11 protein-coding genes are annotated in these 19,974 nt (G+C 46.6%); 8 read left to right on the forward strand and 3 right to left on the reverse strand.

Going from position 1 to position 19,974, the window contains the following annotated elements; translation table 11 throughout:
* Positions 1-71 precede the first annotated feature (71 nt).
* Complete coding sequence (gene der, locus CKQ84_RS15135) at positions 72-1,538, forward strand: ribosome biogenesis GTPase Der (protein WP_105251897.1); 1,467 nt, start codon at positions 72-74, stop codon at positions 1,536-1,538.
* An 82-nt stretch (positions 1,539-1,620) separates the two neighbouring features.
* Here the strand turns inward: der and xseA are convergent, their stop codons facing one another.
* Positions 1,621-2,967, reverse strand: a complete 1,347-nt coding sequence (xseA, locus tag CKQ84_RS15140; protein WP_105251898.1) for an exodeoxyribonuclease VII large subunit — start codon at positions 2,965-2,967, stop codon at positions 1,621-1,623.
* A gap of 120 nt (positions 2,968-3,087) precedes the next feature.
* On the opposite strand from xseA, the gene guaB reads away from it, so the two are divergent.
* The 3 genes from guaB to tadA all read left to right on the forward strand — a co-directional run bounded on the left by guaB (position 3,088) and on the right by tadA (position 6,929).
* A complete protein-coding gene (gene guaB / locus CKQ84_RS15145) occupies positions 3,088-4,554 on the forward strand; it encodes an IMP dehydrogenase (RefSeq protein ID WP_006085677.1) in 1,467 nt (488 codons plus the stop codon).
* Between the two features lie 118 nt (positions 4,555-4,672).
* Positions 4,673-6,250, forward strand: coding sequence for a glutamine-hydrolyzing GMP synthase (gene guaA, locus CKQ84_RS15150; RefSeq protein WP_028761248.1), 1,578 nt, complete (start codon positions 4,673-4,675; stop codon positions 6,248-6,250).
* Positions 6,251-6,401: 151 nt separating this feature from the next.
* Positions 6,402-6,929 (forward strand): tRNA adenosine(34) deaminase TadA, encoded by a 528-nt coding sequence (gene tadA, locus CKQ84_RS15155; RefSeq protein WP_105251899.1) that lies wholly within the window; start codon positions 6,402-6,404, stop codon positions 6,927-6,929.
* A 469-nt stretch (positions 6,930-7,398) separates the two neighbouring features.
* Here the strand turns inward: tadA and mltF are convergent, their stop codons facing one another.
* Positions 7,399-8,829 carry a membrane-bound lytic murein transglycosylase MltF gene (gene mltF / locus CKQ84_RS15160; protein ID WP_105251900.1) on the reverse strand — a complete coding sequence of 477 codons (1,431 nt, stop codon included), beginning with the start codon at positions 8,827-8,829 and terminating at the stop codon, positions 7,399-7,401.
* 279 nt (positions 8,830-9,108) lie between these two features.
* Between mltF and purL the strand changes: the two genes are divergently transcribed.
* From purL to cydX, 4 genes are all read left to right on the forward strand, one after another.
* The gene (purL, locus tag CKQ84_RS15165; protein WP_105251901.1) at positions 9,109-12,990 is read left to right on the forward strand and encodes a phosphoribosylformylglycinamidine synthase; all 3,882 of its coding nucleotides are present in this window, start codon (positions 9,109-9,111) and stop codon (positions 12,988-12,990) included.
* A 1,271-nt stretch (positions 12,991-14,261) separates the two neighbouring features.
* Entirely contained in the window at positions 14,262-15,818 is a 1,557-nt protein-coding gene (locus tag CKQ84_RS15170; protein ID WP_028761244.1) for a cytochrome ubiquinol oxidase subunit I, read from the forward strand.
* 15 nt (positions 15,819-15,833) lie between these two features.
* Complete coding sequence (gene cydB / locus CKQ84_RS15175) at positions 15,834-16,973, forward strand: cytochrome d ubiquinol oxidase subunit II (RefSeq protein WP_028761243.1); 1,140 nt, start codon at positions 15,834-15,836, stop codon at positions 16,971-16,973.
* A gap of 19 nt (positions 16,974-16,992) precedes the next feature.
* Complete coding sequence (gene cydX / locus CKQ84_RS15180; protein WP_011788717.1) at positions 16,993-17,109, forward strand: cytochrome bd-I oxidase subunit CydX; 117 nt, start codon at positions 16,993-16,995, stop codon at positions 17,107-17,109.
* Positions 17,110-17,734: 625 nt separating this feature from the next.
* Here cydX and CKQ84_RS15185 read toward each other — a convergent pair.
* The gene (locus CKQ84_RS15185; protein ID WP_105251902.1) at positions 17,735-19,738 is read right to left on the reverse strand and encodes a methyl-accepting chemotaxis protein; all 2,004 of its coding nucleotides are present in this window, start codon (positions 19,736-19,738) and stop codon (positions 17,735-17,737) included.
* Positions 19,739-19,974: the final 236 nt, after the last annotated feature.

Genomic DNA, 19,974 nt, shown 5'->3' on the forward strand with positions numbered 1-19,974 from the left:
GTTATCCTTGCTGAGCCCCTGGAAGTGTGTTCCGGGGGCTTTTTATTGAAAAGTTTTTTAGAGGCAAAATCATGATCCCTGTAGTGGCCCTTGTTGGTCGGCCGAACGTCGGTAAATCCACCCTATTTAATCGTCTTACGCGCACGCGTGATGCGCTGGTTGCTGACTTTCCTGGCCTAACACGTGACCGTAAATATGGTCGAGCATTCTTATCCGGCTATGAGTTCATTGTGGTCGATACCGGCGGTATCGATGGCACTGAAGAAGGGATCGAGACGAAAATGGCTGAGCAATCCCTTGCTGCCATTGAAGAAGCCGATGTCGTTCTATTTATGACCGATGCGCGCGCGGGTTTAACCGCTGCGGATCTGTCGATTGCACAGCACTTACGTAGCCGTCAAAAAACCACCTTTGTGGTTGCTAACAAAGTTGACGGTATTGATGCCGATTCAGCTTGTGCCGAGTTTTGGTCTTTAGGTCTAGGTGAAGTTTACCAAATGGCGGCGTCCCAAGGACGTGGCGTGACCAACATGATCGAATACGCGCTGACCCCTTATGCCGAAGCGATGGGCATTGTGCGTCAAGGTGAAGACGAAGTTACTGAAGAGCGTGAATATACCGAAGAAGAAGCGGAAGCTGAGCAAAAGCGTCTGCAAGATTTGCCTATCAAGCTGGCGATCATAGGTAAGCCTAACGTAGGTAAGTCGACCCTGACTAACCGTATTTTAGGTGAAGAGCGCGTCGTGGTATTCGATGAACCCGGTACAACCCGTGACAGTATTTACATTCCAATGGAACGCGAAGGTCGCGAGTACGTGATTATCGATACCGCGGGTGTTCGTCGTCGCAGTAAAGTACATCAAGTCATTGAGAAATTCTCAGTGATCAAGACTTTGAAAGCGGTTGAAGATGCTAACGTGGTGTTGCTTATCATCGATGCCCGTGAAGGGATTGCCGAGCAAGATTTAGGTCTGTTGGGTTTTGCGCTCAACGCGGGTCGCGCCTTAGTGATTGCCGTCAACAAGTGGGATGGTATCGACCAAGGGATTAAAGATCGTGTGAAAAGCGAGCTTGACCGTCGTCTTGGTTTTATCGACTTTGCCCGTATTCACTTTATTTCGGCGCTGCACGGTACTGGTGTTGGCCATTTATTTGAATCGATTGAAGAAGCTTACGACAGTGCCACACGCCGCGTCAGCACTTCTATGCTGACCCGTATTATGCAAATGTCGCAGGACGATCACCAGCCGCCATTAGTGAATGGTCGCCGTGTGAAGCTTAAATACGCTCACGCCGGTGGTTACAATCCGCCAATCGTGGTCATTCACGGTAACCAAGTGAGTAGACTGCCAGACTCGTATAAGCGCTACATGATGAACTACTTCCGTCGTTCATTGAAAGTGGTGGGCACACCAATCCAGCTACGTTTCCAAGAGGGTGATAACCCATTTGAAAACAAGACTGAGAAGTTGACTATGAGCCAAGAGCGCCGCCGCAAGCGCGCACAAAGCCATATCAAAGACAGAAAAACTAAATAGTGTTTTTTACCAGACACATTTGAAACAAAAGGAACCTTAGGGTTCCTTTTGTGTTTTAAGACTATTTCAGCGTCATGTAGATTTATTCGAGCGGCTTTATCTGAGTGACGGTTGAAATCACTTGTCCATGGCGCAAGCGGGTCTGCAAACTATCACCTATCGTCAGTTTATCGGCAGAGTCGACCACTTGATTGTGGATGTCAGTGGTAATGCTGTAACCACGGCTTAAAGTGGCAAGCGGGCTCACGGTTTCGAGTTGATGGGCCGCGTATTTTATCCGTTGCTCACTTTGGCTGAGTTTGTCCTGCAATGCATCCTGTAAGCGGCTCGCAAGATAACTTAAGCGGTTACCCTCAATGGCGAGTTTATGCTTGGGAGATTGCTGTTCAAGGCGGCTTGCGAGCAACTGCTGACGGCGGCTGAGCAGATGCAAGCGATTCGACAGCGCGGACTCTAGTCGTAATTGCATCTCATCGAATCTTTGTTCGAACTGCTGCAAAGTCCGTTTAGGGTCTTGGCGTTGCAGTCTGTGCTCTAGCAAACTAAGTCGTCTTTCTTGTTTAAGCTGATAATGTTTCGCGCTTTGTTGCAGGCGCGATAAGGCTGTGGCGAGTTTTTGCGCCTTATTATCACTGTCTTGTGATAATAGCTCCGCGCCTGCAGAGGGTGTTGGGGCGCGGATATCAGCAACATAATCACTGATAGTCGTATCAACTTCGTGGCCGACGGCGCTGACAATGGGTAGGGCGCTGTTATAAATCGTGTGGGCGAGTGCTTCGCTGTTAAAACACCACAAATCCTCAAGCGACCCGCCACCGCGGGTGAGCAGTAATACATCGACTTCTAAACGTTGGTTGGCGATATTGATTGCCTGACAAATACTCTGCGCTGCGGTTTCGCCCTGAACTTGGGTCGGATAGATAATGACTTCGATGGAAGGATCGCGCCTTGCCAATACATGTAACACATCACGGATCGCTGCACCCGTAGGTGACGTAATAACGCCAATGCGCTGAATATTCTTCGGTAAAGGTCTCTTGGTATCGGCGGCAAATAAGCCTTCGGCGGCGAGCTTCATCTTGAGTGCATCGTACTGTTGGGCCAGCAATCCATCTCCTGCGGGCAGCATGGACTCAATTAGTAATTGATAGTCGCCTCTGGGTTCATACACGCTGATCGCGCCTTTGACCAGCACTTGCTGACCATTGATGGGCTTAAAGCTGACCGTTTGGTTACGGCCTTTAAACATGGCGCAACGGATCTGCGAAGAGTGGTCTTTTAAGGTGAGATACCAATGCCCTGAGCTGGGGGAGGAAAAGTTGGATATTTCGCCATTAAGCCAAATTTTACCCAGTTGTCCTTCGAGAATTTGTCTGACTTCACCATTGAGCCGCGAGACAGTATAAATGTTGTTTTTGGTGTCTTGCATCGAATAACTCAATAAAATGGGGATATTTACTATTTTCCATTTACCAGTGGCGATATGCAAGGTATAATCCCGCCGCAATATTTCACCTCTAAATCCTACTCAACTGGGGAGATGTTGCATATGCTACGTTTAATTAAAGAAGCGCTTACTTTTGACGATGTGTTGCTTGTTCCTGCGCATTCGACTGTACTCCCAAATACCGCCATTCTAAAAACTCGCCTGACCAATACCATTGAATTGAATATCCCACTTGTGTCTGCCGCTATGGACACAGTTACCGAAGCTCGTCTTGCGATCGCGATGGCGCAGGAAGGCGGCTTAGGCTTTATTCATAAAAACATGAGCATTGAAAAACAAGCCGAAGAAGTTCGTAAAGTAAAAATTTACGAAGCGGGCGTGGTTCAACAACCTGTGACTGTTACCCCATCAACGACCTTAGCCGATCTGAAAGTGTTAACACTGAAGAATGGTTTTGCGGGTTATCCTGTGGTCAACGAAGCAAACGAGCTGGTCGGTATCATTACTGGCCGTGACGTACGTTTCGTGACAGATTGGAGCAAAACGGTAGAAGAAGTGATGACGCCTAAAGCGCGTTTAGTCACTGTTGCCGAAGGCACTAAATTAGATGAAGTGCAAAAATTGATGCACTCACATCGTATCGAAAAAGTGTTAGTGGTCGATGATAACTATAAATTGAAAGGCCTTATCACAGTTAAAGACTTCGAAAAAGCCGAACGTAAACCGAATGCCTGTAAAGATGAGTTAGGCCGTTTACGTGTTGGTGCCGCCGTAGGTGCGGGCGCTGGTAATGAAGAGCGTGTTGACGCTCTGGTTAAAGCCGGTGTTGACGTTTTACTTATCGATTCTTCCCACGGTCATTCCGAAGGCGTTTTACAACGCATTCGTGAAACTCGCGCTAAACATCCTGATTTGCAAATTATCGGTGGTAACGTTGCCACGGCAGAAGGTGCATTAGCCTTAGTCGAAGCGGGTGTTAACGCAGTTAAAGTGGGTATTGGCCCAGGTTCTATCTGTACGACTCGTATCGTGACAGGCGTGGGCGTACCGCAAATTACTGCTGTATCCGATGCCGCTGCAGCCATGAAGAGCCTAGGTATTCCTGTGATTGCCGATGGCGGCATTCGTTTCTCTGGCGATTTAGCCAAAGCATTAGCCGCGGGTGCATCTTGCATTATGGCGGGCTCAATGTTTGCGGGAACTGAGGAAGCACCGGGCGAAACTGAGTTATATCAAGGTCGTGCCTATAAATCCTACCGTGGTATGGGTTCATTAGGCGCTATGTCTCAAGGTTCATCTGACCGCTATTTCCAATCGGACAATGCTGCCGACAAGTTAGTCCCCGAAGGTGTAGAGGCGCGCGTGCCTTACAAAGGCAAGTTGAAGGAAATCATCCATCAACATATGGGCGGCCTTCGTTCATGCATGGGCTTAACCGGTTGTGCCACCATTCTAGAACTGAATGAAAAAGCCCAATTTGTGAAAGTGACTTCAGCGGGCATGGGCGAGTCCCACGTTCACGATGTGACTATCACGAAAGAAGCGCCGAACTACCGTTCAGGTTCTTAATCGTTTGATAAGAGGGGTGGCGTAAGCCGCCTCTTTGTAAAACGTATGATCCAATACTTAAAGCTGGCAATCGCTGCTTTGAGCAATGTTAAAACAATAGATGAGATAAAGGTTACCCATGAGCGATATTCATGAGCACAAGATACTGATCCTCGATTTTGGATCCCAGTACACTCAACTGATTGCCCGTCGTATCCGTGAAATCGGCGTTTACTGTGAATTATGGGCTTGGGATGTCACCGAAGCCCAAATCCGCGAATTTGCCCCGAACGGCATTATTCTTGCGGGCGGACCAGAAAGTGTCACGGCTGAAAACTCGCCGCGTGCGCCCGAATACGTCTTTACCGCAGGTGTGCCGGTACTGGGCATTTGCTACGGCATGCAGACTATGTCTGAGCAGCTGGGCGGTAAAGTGATCCAAGGTGTGGGCGAAGGTGAATTCGGCTACGCTCAAATTGAAATGCTGACAGATTCATTGCTATTCAAAGGCATCGAAGATGCGGTTAGCAGTGACGGCAAACCCTTACTCGACGTATGGATGAGCCACGGCGATAAAGTGTCGGCTATTCCTGAAGGGTTTGTGGCGGTCGCTAAAACGGACACTTGCCCATTTGCCGCTATGGCAAACGAAGAAAAGCAATTCTTCGGCGTACAGTTCCACCCAGAAGTGACCCACACTCGCCAAGGCATGCGCATGTTATCGCACTTTGCCTTAGACATTTGTGGCTGTGCGGCGAACTGGAAACCTTCCTCTATCATCGAAGATGCGATTGAGCGCTTGAAGAAGCAAATCGGTGATGATGAAGTGATTTTAGGATTATCGGGCGGTGTTGATTCTTCGGTTGTGGCTATGCTGCTACACCGCGCTATCGGCAAAAAACTGACCTGCGTATTCGTTGATAACGGTTTATTACGTTTGAATGAAGCCGAGCAAGTGATGGAAATGTTTGGCGATCATTTCGGCCTGAATATTATTCACGTTGATGCGGAAAACCGTTTCCTCGATGCGATGAAAGGCGAAGCCGATCCAGAGGCTAAGCGTAAGATCATCGGCCGCGTATTCGTGGAAATTTTCGATGAAGAATCGAAAAAATGCGCCAATGCCAAATGGTTAGCGCAAGGCACGATTTATCCAGACGTGATTGAATCTGCTGGTAGTGCCACAGGCAAAGCACATGTGATTAAATCTCACCATAACGTTGGCGGTTTGCCAGCCGATATGGCGCTCGGTTTAGTCGAGCCTCTGCGTGAACTGTTCAAAGACGAAGTGCGTAAAATTGGTCTTGAGTTAGGCCTGCCATACAACATGCTTTATCGTCACCCGTTCCCAGGCCCCGGTCTTGGTGTGCGCGTATTAGGTGAAGTGAAAAAAGAATACTGTGACTTGCTGCGCCGCGCCGATGCTATCTTCATTGAAGAACTGCATAAAGCCGACTTATACAATAAAGTCAGTCAAGCCTTTACTGTGTTCTTACCTGTACGCTCTGTTGGCGTGATGGGCGATGGCCGTAAATATGACTGGGTTGTATCACTGCGCGCAGTGGAAACAATTGATTTTATGACAGCTCATTGGGCACATCTGCCCTATGATTTCTTAGGCCGCGTATCAAACCGCATCATTAACGAAGTCGATGGCATTTCTCGCGTAGTTTACGATATCTCTGGCAAGCCGCCAGCGACTATCGAATGGGAATAAGTTAATTATTTGAATTAACGATTAAAAGGCGCCGAGTGCGCCTTTTTTATTGTTTGATGGATTAACTTAGGTTGAATGGCTCAGCCGTGAAATATCCGTGCTTGACTGATATAATCCGGCTTTATTTTTTGCTAAAAGAGATAAGGTGTAAGTGGTGCAAACGCAACAAGACGAACAATCTCAGCAAGATGAACATTGGATGCAAGTCGCGATGCTGATGGCCGAGAAAGCTGAAGCTGAGGGCGAAGTACCTGTGGGGGCGGTATTGGTCAAAGACGGTCAGCAGATTGCGACGGGTTACAATTTATCCATTCGCCAGCACGATCCTAGCGCCCATGCGGAAATTTTATGTTTGCGGGAAGCAGGGCGTTTGGTCGAAAACTATCGTCTTTTAGATGCGACTTTATATGTCACGCTTGAACCTTGCGCTATGTGTGCGGGCGCTATGGTGCATAGCAGAATTGCTCGTGTGGTATTTGGTGCACGGGATGAAAAAACGGGAGCAGCGGGTACTGTGCTGAATTTGCTGCAACATCCGGCGTTTAATCACCAAGTTGAAGTCACATCTGGGGTGTTGGCCGATGCTTGTAGCGCGCAATTGAGTCGTTTTTTTAAACGTCGCAGGGAAGAGAAAAAAGCCCTGAAACAGGCTCAAAAGGCGCAGCAAGCTATTGGGTAAGTGTCGATTAACGTGACAGAATTAATCCTGAGACTGAATAAAAGTAAAGAAGAGTTTTTGACGATTTAAAATACGGCGATGACGAATTTTTAGCAAAGTACGACGACGCGCAACGGTATTGTTGATGGTTTTTCTTCTCATATTGACCCCATTAATTGTTATTATCGATGCCCTACAGAGATTTATCTTAGGTCATAACCCAAGACAGTAGCAGTTGCACAGGAGTGCAGCAATAGCACTGGTCAGATAAGCTGAACTAAGCGATGTTTTTCATCGCAAATTTGAGTTAGGTTGATAAACCTTAATTCAGCTTGCCTGTTGCTTAGTATCTGACCTTGTTGAAGACATCTACGTACATCTTGAGTTTTTATGTTGGTGTTCTTGTTACGTAAAACTCTGTACTTGATATATAAGAAGTGAGTTGTTGGATTGTCGTTTGGCCCATGCACCTGAGCGCTAACGAGTTAAGCTATTTAGGTTGATCAGGGCTTAACGTTCCTGCTGGAAGTACGGGTTCTTCCACAGTAAGGTCGCTCGAGTCATCATCGGGGTCGGGTTGTTTCGACTGATTATCCACCCAGACTAGCGTGTCATAGTAGCGACGGATGCTGTCGACGTAATGAACGGCTTCACTGCCTCGGGCGTAACCATAACGTGTTTTTTGATAATATTTACGCTTTTGCAGTAGCGGTAGTACCTTTTTTAAATCTCGCCAAGCATTCGGATTTAACTCCATCGATTCCGCAAGCTTACGCGCATCTTCAATATGGGCATATCCTATGTTGTAAGAGGCCAGCGCAAACCACATGCGTTGACTCTCGGGGATCGATTCTGGCAGGCGATTGATCATATCGTTCAAATACGCCGCGCCGCCGCGAATACTTTCTTCGGCATCGAGTCGGTTGGTGATCCCAATCTCTTTGGCGGTTGGCTGAGTCAACATCATCATGCCACGCACTCCTGTGGCCGAGCGGGCATTAGGATTCCAATGTGATTCTTGATAGCTGGTTGCTGCCAGTTTACGCCAATCTAAATTGCCTGCATGGGTTTCAAATAATTGTCGATAACGCGGCAATACTGTCTCAATGGCACGGATAAATGCGCGAGTATCGATATAATCGAAGCGTTTTACATGACCAAAGTATTTCTCGTTGAGGTGATCCAGCGTGCCGGCAAGCTTCTCTTGGTGCCAAAAGGCCAGCAATTTACTCATAAGTTCATCACTGTGAGTGGGAGGTAATAGCCAGATCACATCGAGTTTTTCTTCTAGCACAGGACCTGAGCGTAAGTCGGGCAGGTAGCGACGGTTGATCTGTACGCTACTAGAGTCGGCGATAGTGTAGTCAATTTCTTTGTTGGCAATCATAGCCAACAACTCTTCACTGTCTTTGTCGGTAATTTGATCCCACACCAGCGTTGGATAATGCTTTTGCAACTGGGTCAAGGTCTCGACGAAGGAAGAGTCGGCGATAACGGTGATCTTGCCTTTTAAGTCGCTGATGTCTTTTGGGGTTGGCATGCCTTCGCGATACACCAACACTTGATTCACCCGGTATAGCGGTGGACCTAAGCGGAACTGTTCTCGCCTTGTGGGCGTTTCTGTCATGCCTGCAGCAATAATATCGATTTCATTCTTTTTGAGGGCTTCGTACAACTCGATACGGTTTGTGTAGGGCACCATTTTTAAGGGCACATTTAAGTATTCGGCAAACAATACCGCCATATCGTAATCGAAACCGCTATCACCTTGGCCCGAGGTCATATAAATCTGTGGGCCGTAAAGTGTACCGACTCTTAGCTCAGTTAATTTTTTTGGCACGAATTCTGTTTCGTCCACGGTCACCTGCTGACAGGCAGTCAGTAGGAAACCTAAGATAAGAGCGAACAGAAATCGAGTCATTAAATGTACTTATAGTAAATAAAATCAATATTATAGATAGCGAGTTAACAGTGGGGCATTAGTGGTGAACTGGCTGACATTGGTGGGATTATATCCGTTTGTCTGCGATTTCGAAAAAAAATCATTCTGGGGGAAAGTGCAGTCGACACAATACTGGGCTTTTTATATCACAGGAAACACTGTTTTGCGTAAGGTCGCAGGTGATTTGTGACAGACATTTCCTTATAATAGCGCCACCTCTGACCCCTGCAATAATAAATAATAAGGTGAATAGACGTGATGGAGATCATCCGCGGAGCCCCTGCACTCTCGACGTTTAGGGTGCAAAAGCTGATGGAGGCCTGCGAAAACGCGGCGCTTCCGGTACGCCAAATCTATGCTGAGTATGTCCATTTAGCGGATTTGAGCGAGTTGCTCGACACAAATGAACGCCAGCAACTTGAAAAAATTCTCACCTATGGACCTGCGATAGAAGCTCATATCCCCCAAGGTTCACTCCTGTTTGTCACTCCTCGCCCCGGTACTATTTCTCCTTGGTCTTCAAAAGCTACTGACATCGCGCACAATTGTGGCCTTGGTAAAGTGAAGCGTTTGGAGCGAGGCGTTGCGTATTATGTCGAGTCAGATGCACTGACAGCGCCTCAGCAACAAGCCTTAAATGCGTTGCTGCACGATCGCATGGTTGAAATTATCCTCGATGATTTTACCAAAGCCGATGTGCTGTTCAAACGCACTGAGCCTGCGCCGTTTAAGAGCGTCAATATTCTTGCCGAAGGTCGCCGCGCACTTGAAGTGGCTAACACTGAATTGGGGCTTGCCTTAGCCGAAGATGAAATCGACTATTTAGTCGAGAACTTCGTCCGTTTAGGCCGTAATCCCCATGACATCGAATTGATGATGTTTGCTCAGGCGAACTCTGAGCATTGTCGTCATAAGATTTTTAACGCAGATTGGACCATTGACGGTGAAGTTCAGCCTAAGTCACTGTTCAAGATGATCAAGAACACCTTTGAAACCACGCCTGATCACGTGTTATCTGCCTACAAAGATAACGCTGCTGTGATGGAAGGTTCGGTTGCGGGTCGTTTCTTCCCCGATCCTGATGGGGTATACAACTACCACACTGAACCTATGCACATCCTGATGAAAGTGGAAACCCACAACCATCCAACCGCTATCAGCCCATATCCTGGCGCTGCAACCGGTTCGGGTGGTGAAATCCGTGATGAAGGCGCGACGGGTCGTGGTTCTAAACCTAAAGCGGGTTTAACAGGCTTTAGTGTATCCAATTTAAAAATCCCGGGTTTTGTTCAACCATGGGAAGGTAACTATGGCAAGCCAGAACGTATCGTGAGCGCGCTGGACATCATGACCGAAGGTCCTCTTGGCGGCGCGGCATTTAACAACGAGTTTGGTCGTCCGGCACTGGTCGGTTATTTCCGTACCTATGAGCAGGAAGTCAGCAGCCACAACGGTGTTGAAGTCCGTGGTTACCACAAGCCAATTATGTTAGCCGGTGGTTTAGGTAACATTCGTGAAGAACACGTACAAAAGGGCGAAATCACCGTTGGCGCTAAGCTGATTGTGCTGGGTGGCCCAGCGATGAACATTGGTCTGGGCGGCGGCGCTGCTTCGTCTATGGCATCGGGTCAATCGAGTGAAGACTTAGATTTTGCTTCTGTGCAACGTGAAAACCCAGAAATGGAACGTCGTTGTCAGGAAGTGATTGACCGCTGTTGGCAGCTTGGCGATAAAAATCCTATCCAATTTATCCACGATGTGGGCGCTGGCGGTTTGTCGAATGCTTTCCCTGAACTCGTGAATGACGGCGAGCGCGGCGGTTTATTTAATCTGCGTAATGTGCCTTCGGATGAGCCTGGCATGAGCCCGCTGGAAATCTGGTGTAACGAATCACAAGAACGTTATGTGATGTCAGTTGCCCCTGAAAACCTCGCGCTATTTACTGCCATCTGTGAGCGTGAGCGCGCACCGTTTGCGGTTGTGGGTGAAGCGACAGCGGAGAAACACCTGACGCTTAGCGATAGCCATTTCGACAATAATCCTATCGATTTACCGCTCGAAGTCTTATTAGGCAAAGCACCTAAGATGAGCCGCGATGTGGTATCGGCCAAAGCCGTATCGCCAGCGCTCGAACAAAACAAGATTGATGTTAAAGAAGCGGTTAAACGCGTACTGAGCTTGCCTACAGTTGCGGATAAAACCTTCCTTATCACTATTGGCGATCGCACAGTCACGGGTTTAGTGAACCGTGACCAAATGGTGGGTCCATGGCAAGTGCCTGTGGCCGATTGCGCTGTGACTGCGGCAAGCTTTGATACCTACGCCGGTGAGGCTATGTCACTGGGTGAACGTACACCGCTAGCGCTACTAGACTTTGGCGCCTCTGCCCGTATGGCTGTGGCTGAGTCAATTATGAACATCGCTGGTGCCGATATCGGTTCATTTAAGCGTATTAAGCTTTCTGCCAACTGGATGTCTGCCGCGGGTCACCCAGGTGAAGATGCGGGTCTTTATGAAGCGGTGAAAGCCGTAGGTGAAGAATTGTGTCCAGAGCTGAGCTTGACCATTCCGGTCGGTAAAGACTCTATGTCGATGAAGACCGCATGGCAGCAAGATGGCGCGGATAAAACCGTGACGTCACCTATGTCATTGGTCATTACCGCCTTTGGTGTGGTGCAAGATATTCGCAATACAGTGACGCCAGAGCTACGCACAGATAAAGGCGAAACGTCTTTACTGTTAGTGGATTTAGGTGCGGGCAAAAATCGTTTAGGCGGTTCTTGTTTAGCCCAAGTGTTTGGTGAGCTGGGTGATATTGCGCCGGATCTTGACGATGCTGCACTGCTGCGCGGTTTCTTCGAAACCATGCAAAATCTAGTCGCTAAAAAATCGGTTATCGCTTACCACGACCGTAGCGACGGTGGTTTATTCACTACCTTAGTGGAAATGGCTTTTGCCGGTAATACAGGTTTAGACATAGATGTAGAGGACTTGCAGGGCACTGATTTAGAACGACTCTTTAATGAGGAGCTCGGCGCTGTGCTGCAAGTGAGCCGTGACAATGCTGCGAAAATTGCCGCTCAGTTCGCTATCGCTGGCGTGCCTTGCCATGTGATCGGAACTCTAGCCGACGATCAACGCATCACCATTAAAGATGGCGCGCGTGAAATCTTCAGTGATACCCGTGTAGCGCTGCGTACTGTGTGGTCAGAAACCACGTATCGAATGCAAGCTCTGCGTGATAACCCAGCGTGCGCGCTTGAAGAGTTCAAACTTAAGCAAGACGAAACCGATTTAGGCTTAACCGTTAACTTAAGTTTTGATCCAAGCACTGATGTTGCCGCACCTTATATCCTTAAGGGCGCTGCGCCTAAGATGGCGATTTTGCGTGAGCAGGGCGTTAACTCCCACGTAGAAATGGCCGCTGCTTTTGACCGCGCTGGATTTGAAAGCCGCGACGTACACATGTCGGATATTTTATCTGGCCGTATCAGCCTAGGTGAGTTCCAAGGCCTAGTGGCCTGTGGTGGCTTCTCCTACGGTGATGTATTAGGCGCAGGTGAGGGGTGGGCTAAGTCGATTCTGTTTAATGAGCGAGCTCGCGATGAGTTTTCTCGTTTCTTTGAACGTGACTCAAGTTTCTCCCTTGGCGTGTGTAACGGTTGTCAAATGCTGTCTAACCTGAAAGAAATTATCCCAGGTAGCGAGCACTGGCCACGTTTTGTGCGTAACCGCTCAGAGCGTTTCGAAGCACGTTTCAGCTTAGTTGAAGTGCAACAGAGCCCGTCGTTATTCTTCCAAGGTATGGCCGGTTCACGTATGCCAATTGCTGTATCTCACGGTGAAGGTTTGGCTGAGTTTGCTAGCCCTGAAGCGCTGGCGATTGCCGAAGCGTCAGGCACTATTGCGCTGCGTTTTGTCAATGGTAAAGGTGATATCGCGACTCAGTATCCACAAAACCCGAACGGCTCGCCAAATGGCTTGACTGGGATTTGTACCACAGATGGCCGCGTAACCTTGATGATGCCGCACCCCGAACGTGTGTTCAGAACTGTGGCGAACTCTTGGCATCCAGATGCTTGGGGTGAAGATAGCCCTTGGATGCGTATGTTCCGTAATGCACGAGTGACCTTAGGTTAAGCGTTTAAAGTCAACGGCTTTTGCCTTTGTTGAGTGGTAAAAGCAGGTTAATGAAAGCGTAAAAAAGGAGCGATAATTTCGCTCCTTTTTTTATATATAAAATGCATTTTATGGAAGTGATTGTATTTCAAATTATTAACGCTTATTGCAAATAATCTAATGGACTAAAGTGGCAAAATAGCCACTTTAATCGGTAAATACCTATTAATAGGTATGTTGCGCATTTGATACGGGGCGTGGTGTTTTATGGGGTTCTGGAGTTGTTGGGGGATGCTAGGGTCTTAATATAGAAAAAGCCCCCAATCTCAGGGAGATGGGGGCCCGTTTTGCGCTAACAAAACTTCACATAAATGCAATCAATTTCACGAGTAATTCTGGGGATTATTTCAGCTCATTAGCTGTATAAAGTTCAACAAAAACACGCTTGTAGCTGTTAACCAGACGTTCAAATAATTTAGTCATATCGATATCTCCACACCAAAAGTTAGTACCTATGTGCGCGAAGTTGGTCTTGGCTGGGCTACGACACCAGTTCTACCAAATTGTCTCCTTAACACAGGACATATATTAAACAACTTAGGTTAGCTTCTCAAACGAGAAAAAATACAAATATTCATTATTAAAACTAATGCATTTTAGCCTGTTCGATTGTGATTTTTTATATTTATATTTATTTATATTTGATTTTAAAGGTTTTAAATTATGGCTCACTTAAATTTGTGACAATATTTTTTAGTTAATTTGTTGCAACATTATTTATTTATTGGTTTTTTGATGATTAGAGCTATTTTTTACTGCCTAGTTGGTAAAAGTATGACTTTATATTAATTAATGGCTGCTCACTACTCTTGTTTTTGTCGATTGTCAATCCTCTCTGATGGGGAAGTGTGTGCCTCACCGCAAAACCCACCTAAACCCCTGAGTTTGATTGATTTGCATCAAAGCGAGGTGGTATAAAATAGCCACAAATGAAAATGAATAAATATCTTAACTATCTGATATTTATATCGATGAAATCATTTGATTGAGTGAGTGGTAGGGTGTCGGTCTCAGTTACTTGTGATAGTGTGACTCGCGTCTCAATATGCAACAGATATTGGTACTTTTTAGCCCTTGCTGCTTCGAACTAATGCAAAAGATTAAATTTAACGGTTTATACTGTTGTCGCAGATATAAACACAAAATGAAAACTCACTATCCTACAAAGGCACTTGCTGTGATTGACGCGGGTTTTGTCATAGCAATTGGACGCACCAAGTAAGGAGTCACCGATGATTGTTGAAGAGGTTGTTGAGCTATCGCGGTTGCAGTTTGCGCTGACAGCCATGTATCACTTCCTATTTGTTCCCTTGACTTTGGGGTTGGCATTTTTGCTGGCTATCATGGAATCACTGTATGTGATGACAGATAAACAAATTTATAAAGATATGACTAAGTTCTGGGGTAAGTTATTTGGTATTAACTTTGCCTTGGGGGTTACCACAGGTTTGGCAATGGAATTCCAGTTTGGTACTAACTGGTCTTACTATTCGCATTACGTAGGGGACATCTTTGGTGCGCCTCTGGCTATTGAAGGTTTAATGGCCTTCTTCCTTGAATCTACCTTCGTGGGTATGTTCTTCTTCGGTTGGGATCGTTTCACTAAGCGTCAGCATTTAGTCGTGACTTGGTTAGTGGCCTTTGGCTCTAACATGTCGGCATTGTGGATCCTAGTGGCAAACGGTTGGATGCAAAACCCTGTGGGTTCAGTGTTCAACTACGAAACCATGCGTATGGAAATGACCAGCTTCGCTGAAGTTGTGTTTAACCCTGTCGCGCAGGTTAAGTTTGTTCACACCGTCGCTTCGGGTTATGTGGCGGGTGCCATGTTTGTACTGGCGATCAGTGCTTATTACATCCTCAAGAAACGTGACTTACCTTTTGCTCGTCGCTCATTCGCGATTGCGGCAAGCTTTGGTATGGCGGCGATTCTGTCGGTTATCGTGTTAGGTGACGAATCTGGCTATAAAGTGGGTGAAGCACAGCGCGTTAAGTTAGCAGCGATTGAAGCTGAGTGGCATACAGAGCCTGCTCCAGCGGCCTTTACTGCTGTCGGTTTTCCGAATCAAGAAACCATGAAAACAGATTTTGCAGTCAAAATTCCTTATGCGATGGGTATAGTGGCAACACGCTCGTTGGATGAAGAAGTGACTGGTATTCATGACTTGATTGCTGAGCATGAAGTGCGTATCCGTAATGGTATGAAAGCCTATGCCATGTTAGTGAAACTGCGTGCGGGTGAAGAAACGCCTGAACTACGTGCTGCTTTTGAAGAAGCGAAAGTTGACTTAGGCTACGGTTTCTTACTGAAACGCTACACAGACAAAGTGGTCGATGCGACTGAAGAGCAAATTAAAGCAGCAGCTAAAGATTCTATCCCGAACGTAGCACCGATTTTCTGGAGCTTCCGTGTGATGGTAGGTCTAGGCTTTATCATGTTGTTCGTATTTGCTGCGGCATTCTGGCAAAGCACACGTCATCAAATCGCCGAGAAAAAATGGGTACTTAAAGCTGCACTTTATAGCTTGCCATTGCCTTGGATCGCGATTGAGTGTGGTTGGTTTGTGGCTGAGTATGGTCGTCAACCTTGGACGATTTCTGAGGTACTACCGACCTTTATGTCTGCGTCAAGCTTAACTACTGGCGACTTATGGTTCAGTATCCTTTCTATCACCTTGTTCTACACTGTACTGCTGGTGATTGAGATGTTCTTGATGTTTAAGTTTGCCCGCATTGGTCCGAGCAGTTTGAAAACTGGTCGTTATCATTTCGAGAACCTAGAAGCCTAAGCAGAGGATTTCATTATGTTTGATTATGAAATATTAAGAGTTATCTGGTGGGCTCTGATCGGCGTACTGTTCATCGGATTTGCGGTTACTGATGGTTTTGACATGGGTGTCGGTGCGTTACTGCCAATTATAGGCAAAGACGATACTGAACGCCGTATCATGGTTAACACTATTGCTCCCCATTGGGACGGCAACCAAGTGTGGTTAATCACAGCAGGCGGTGCGTTATTTGCCGCTTGGCCTATGGTGTATGCAGTATCTTTCTCTGGCTTCTATGTCGCCATGATGTTAGTGCTGTTTGCCCTCTACATGCGTCCAGTCGGATTCGATTATCGTTCTAAAATCGAAAATCCAAAATGGCGTAAGTCGTGGGACTGGGCCTTGTTTGCCGGTGGTTTTGTACCTCCGCTAATCATAGGCGTGGCCTTTGGTAACTTGTTGCAAGGTGTGCCTTTTGAATTCGACGAGTTCCTACGTGCGACTTATCACGGTGGTCTGTTCGGCCTGTTGAATCCTTTCGGTTTGCTGGCAGGTCTTGTGAGCGTGAGCATGTTTATGATGCAAGGCGCTTCTTGGCTACAAATGAAGACTGACAGTGAGCTGCGTGTTCGTGCTGCGAAAGCCACGCAATTCTTCGCACTGTTAGTGGCTGTGTTGTTTGCTGCTGCGGGTGTGTGGTTAGCCAATGGTATTGATGGTTATGTAGTGACTTCAGTACTGGACCATAATGCGGTTTCTAACCCAGCCATGAAAACCGTCGCAATTGAAGCGGGTGCTTGGCTTGCCAACTATGACAAATACCCCATCACTATGCTGTTCCCCATCTTAGGTGTGGCATTGCCTCTGCTAGTGATTTTGGTTAGCCGCTTTAACCGTTCAGGTTTTGCGTTCCTATTCAGCTCACTCACTGTGGCTATGGTGATTTTGACTTGCGGTGCAGCAATGTTCCCATTCGTCATGCCATCATCACTTAACCCTAACGTCAGTTTGACTATGTGGGATGCAACAGCCAGTAAAATGACCTTAGGTGTTATGACTGCTGCTGCAGCGATTTTCGTACCTATAGTGTTGAGCTACACTGTCTGGACTTACTACAAGATGTTTGGTCGTATCGGCCGTAAGCATATTGAAGATAACAAAGCCTCACTCTATTAGGCATTAAGGAGCATCTGCTATGTGGTATTTTACGTGGATATTAGGGGTTTTGTTGGCCTGTTCTTTCGGGATTATCAATGCCCTGTGGCTTGAGAATACAGAGAACATGGACAGATCGGCAGAAGATGCCGAGTAACGTCTAAACTCGATTTAAAAACCTCGCATCAGCGGGGTTTTTTATTGCGATTTTTTGATGGGCTGAGGTTATTTTAATTTGAGGCAGAGCTAGGCTATCGTATTAGGCCAAGCAGTTAACTTCGCAGCAGAGTGTTGATGTAACTGCAGCGAATAGGCCTGATATCATTGTTTTTTGATTGTGCTCTCTGCAGATGCTTGCTCTGCATGGCTTAAGATATTTTCTCCATTACTCCTTTACGTCAGTATCCTAAATCAAAGTCCCAAATCCCATTTCTTAAATGTGGCTCCTATCGTTTTGATGTAGTGCTGTTATAAAAAATGCCGCCCTGTTAGGGCGGCATTTAACGTTTGATAAAGCACTAACTCTGTATCTAACCTGAACTCGGGATAACGAGTGTCGAAAAATCTAAATTTAACAAATAAAATCAATGGTATAAAATTATTCGTTTAAAGCGAAAAATCTATTTCCTGACTGAATGCGCAGATTTTTGCGCATATCAAGGCGCTCTGTCGTACGCCATAGCGAGCTATGGTTAGACAGAGCAACGCAGAGAGGCCCAAAAAGATGCCTATTCAGCGGCTCTGCTTATCCCGAGCTCAGGTTATCTAAGTCCGTATTTGAGTTAGGCCTTAAACTGGCTTATTTGGCGTTTTAAGGCGGCGGCTAAGGAAGACAGTTCATTGGCAGAATGCACTGTTTCAGTGGCACGGTGCTCGCCTTCGTTAGCGAGTTCGCTGATCTGATGCAAATTGTGGGTTATCTCTTGTGCAACACTGCTTTGCTGCTCAGTAGCCGAGGCAATATTGCGTGAGCTAATCGCGAGTTCGCCAATCCTACGGGTGATTTCCTTCAGTTGTTCACCCGTTGCTTCACCCTGTGCTGCAGATTCCATTCCTAATTGATGACTTTGGCTCATTTGTTCTGTGGTGCTTTTCACTTGAGTTTGCAGCTTTTCAATCGTTTGGCCAATTTCTACAATGGATGACTGGGTCCGCTGGGCGAGAGTTCTCACCTCATCGGCAACGACGGCAAAGCCTCGACCTTGATCGCCTGCGCGCGCCGCTTCAATCGCTGCATTTAATGCGAGTAAATTAGTTTGCTCGGCAATGCTGTTAATGACTTCGGTCACCTTGCTGATCGCTTCACTTTCATGGCTGACTTTTTCAACCGATTGATGACTATTACTGAGTTGCTGACTGAGTTTGAGTAAATCCTGCACCACTTTCGTCTGTTGGTTTTGACCTTCTTTGGCTGCGGCATCCACTTGCTGGCTTTGAACTGCGCCATCTTGGGCATGATTAGCCACATCACGGATCGAGGTCGACATTTCTTCGATGGCAGTTGCGATTTGATCCGTTTGTAGCATTAGGGCTTGAGCTTCTTCACCATTTTGCTTCGCGATACTTTGTGCCTTGGAGGCCTGTTGCTCTAGACTCATGACTGAATCCTGCAATGCAATAATCAATTGCCTGAGCTCTGAGGACATAGTTGATACGCTGGTCGTGATTCGATCCACTTCGTTTTGACTCTGTGGTTCTGATGGCGCTAAGTGATGGCTAAAATCGCCACTGCCTAAATTTTCCATATGCACTTGGAGGGAATGCAAAGGTTTGAGTGCGCGAATTAAGACAACTGATAATAGCGCTGTGATCAGCGCGATCCCTGTGATAGCAACGATGGCGTTGATGGTGAGCAATTGCATACTTTCTTCATTAAGCTCACTTGCCTTGACTTGACCCACTAGCACCCAATTCCAGCCCGTCACGGTTTGGCTATAGGCAAACATAGGCTCATTTTTACTATTGCTGTAATGGGATTCCGCATCATTTTGGGTGGCATACGCAACACTTAAGCCATCAAGCATACTTTCGGTGATGATGTCACCTGCGTTGAACTTAGGATGTGCGACTAACACATTGTCCGCTTTGCGTACTAATAGAAAATGGCCACTTTCTTCTAAGGTGATTCTGTTAACTGCTTCTTGTAATTGTTTTAAGGAACTGGTGATGTCGAAGCCAATATATAAGATACCAATAACTTTGCCCTGTGTGTCTTTCACTGGACGATAGACTGTCATGTAGTCTTTGCCGAAAAGTTTGGCATAACCTTCGTATTCATTACCGCTGATCAGCACTTGATAGCCTGGATGTGTTTTGCCAAGGGAAGTACCTAGTGCACGGCTGCCATCGGCTTTTTTGAGCGAAGTCGAAACTCGCATAAAGTCATCGCCATCACGTACGAATACCGTAGCGGTACCGCCAGTTAGATTAGCAAAACGATCGACTTTACTTTTTGATGAGTTCACTTGTTCTTGTTCGTGCATTAGGGCTGGAGAGCCAACTCCCATCACATTGACAGTTTTATTTTGCAGACTAAATTGTCCAGGATACATTTCCTTAAAAACATCGGCGTTGCGTCTCGCAAGTTGCAGAAGACTATCGTACTGCAGCTCTAACATGTCTGAAACTGCACGCATTTCAGATTTCATGGCACTGATACCTTTATCTTCTAATACATTTGAAGCGGCTTTATAGGAGACGGTACTCAATACGCCAAAGATGAGAAGAGTGAGAATAAACGCGAGGGCGCCAATTTGTTTTGCAATAGGCCAATTTTTATAATTCATCGTAAGATCCTATAGGTAACGGTTACATCAATGTAGCCTAAGTTTTACTCTGTAGTCTTGATGTGGGTCTAAAACTTCTGCAATTTTAAACTCATTTCGTTGATATTTTTGCAGTTTTAGACTTGGACTCATCGGCTTATTTTGCAGAAATGTTAGCAGATAACATGCCCAAGTACTGGCTGTATTCTGAGGGTATAGACTAAGCTGCTTAAGGTGAATGGAGTTCATAGTGTTAG

This window comes from Shewanella sp. WE21, assembly GCF_002966515.1.
GTDB classification, from domain to species: domain Bacteria; phylum Pseudomonadota; class Gammaproteobacteria; order Enterobacterales; family Shewanellaceae; genus Shewanella; species Shewanella oncorhynchi.

What these genes read in the sequence shown, in the direction of transcription:
- der (WP_105251897.1), top strand. Translation starts at nt 72, where the DNA reads ATGATCCCTGTAGTGGCCCTTGTTGGTCGGCCGAACGTCGGTAAATCC.
- xseA (WP_105251898.1), bottom strand. Translation starts at nt 2,967, where the DNA reads ATGCAAGACACCAAAAACAACATTTATACTGTCTCGCGGCTCAATGGT.
- guaB (WP_006085677.1), top strand. Translation starts at nt 3,088, where the DNA reads ATGCTACGTTTAATTAAAGAAGCGCTTACTTTTGACGATGTGTTGCTT.
- guaA (WP_028761248.1), top strand. Translation starts at nt 4,673, where the DNA reads ATGAGCGATATTCATGAGCACAAGATACTGATCCTCGATTTTGGATCC.
- mltF (WP_105251900.1), bottom strand. Translation starts at nt 8,829, where the DNA reads ATGACTCGATTTCTGTTCGCTCTTATCTTAGGTTTCCTACTGACTGCC.
- purL (WP_105251901.1), top strand. Translation starts at nt 9,109, where the DNA reads ATGGAGATCATCCGCGGAGCCCCTGCACTCTCGACGTTTAGGGTGCAA.
- CKQ84_RS15170 (WP_028761244.1), top strand. Translation starts at nt 14,262, where the DNA reads ATGATTGTTGAAGAGGTTGTTGAGCTATCGCGGTTGCAGTTTGCGCTG.
- cydB (WP_028761243.1), top strand. Translation starts at nt 15,834, where the DNA reads ATGTTTGATTATGAAATATTAAGAGTTATCTGGTGGGCTCTGATCGGC.
- cydX (WP_011788717.1), top strand. Translation starts at nt 16,993, where the DNA reads ATGTGGTATTTTACGTGGATATTAGGGGTTTTGTTGGCCTGTTCTTTC.
- CKQ84_RS15185 (WP_105251902.1), bottom strand. Translation starts at nt 19,738, where the DNA reads ATGAATTATAAAAATTGGCCTATTGCAAAACAAATTGGCGCCCTCGCG.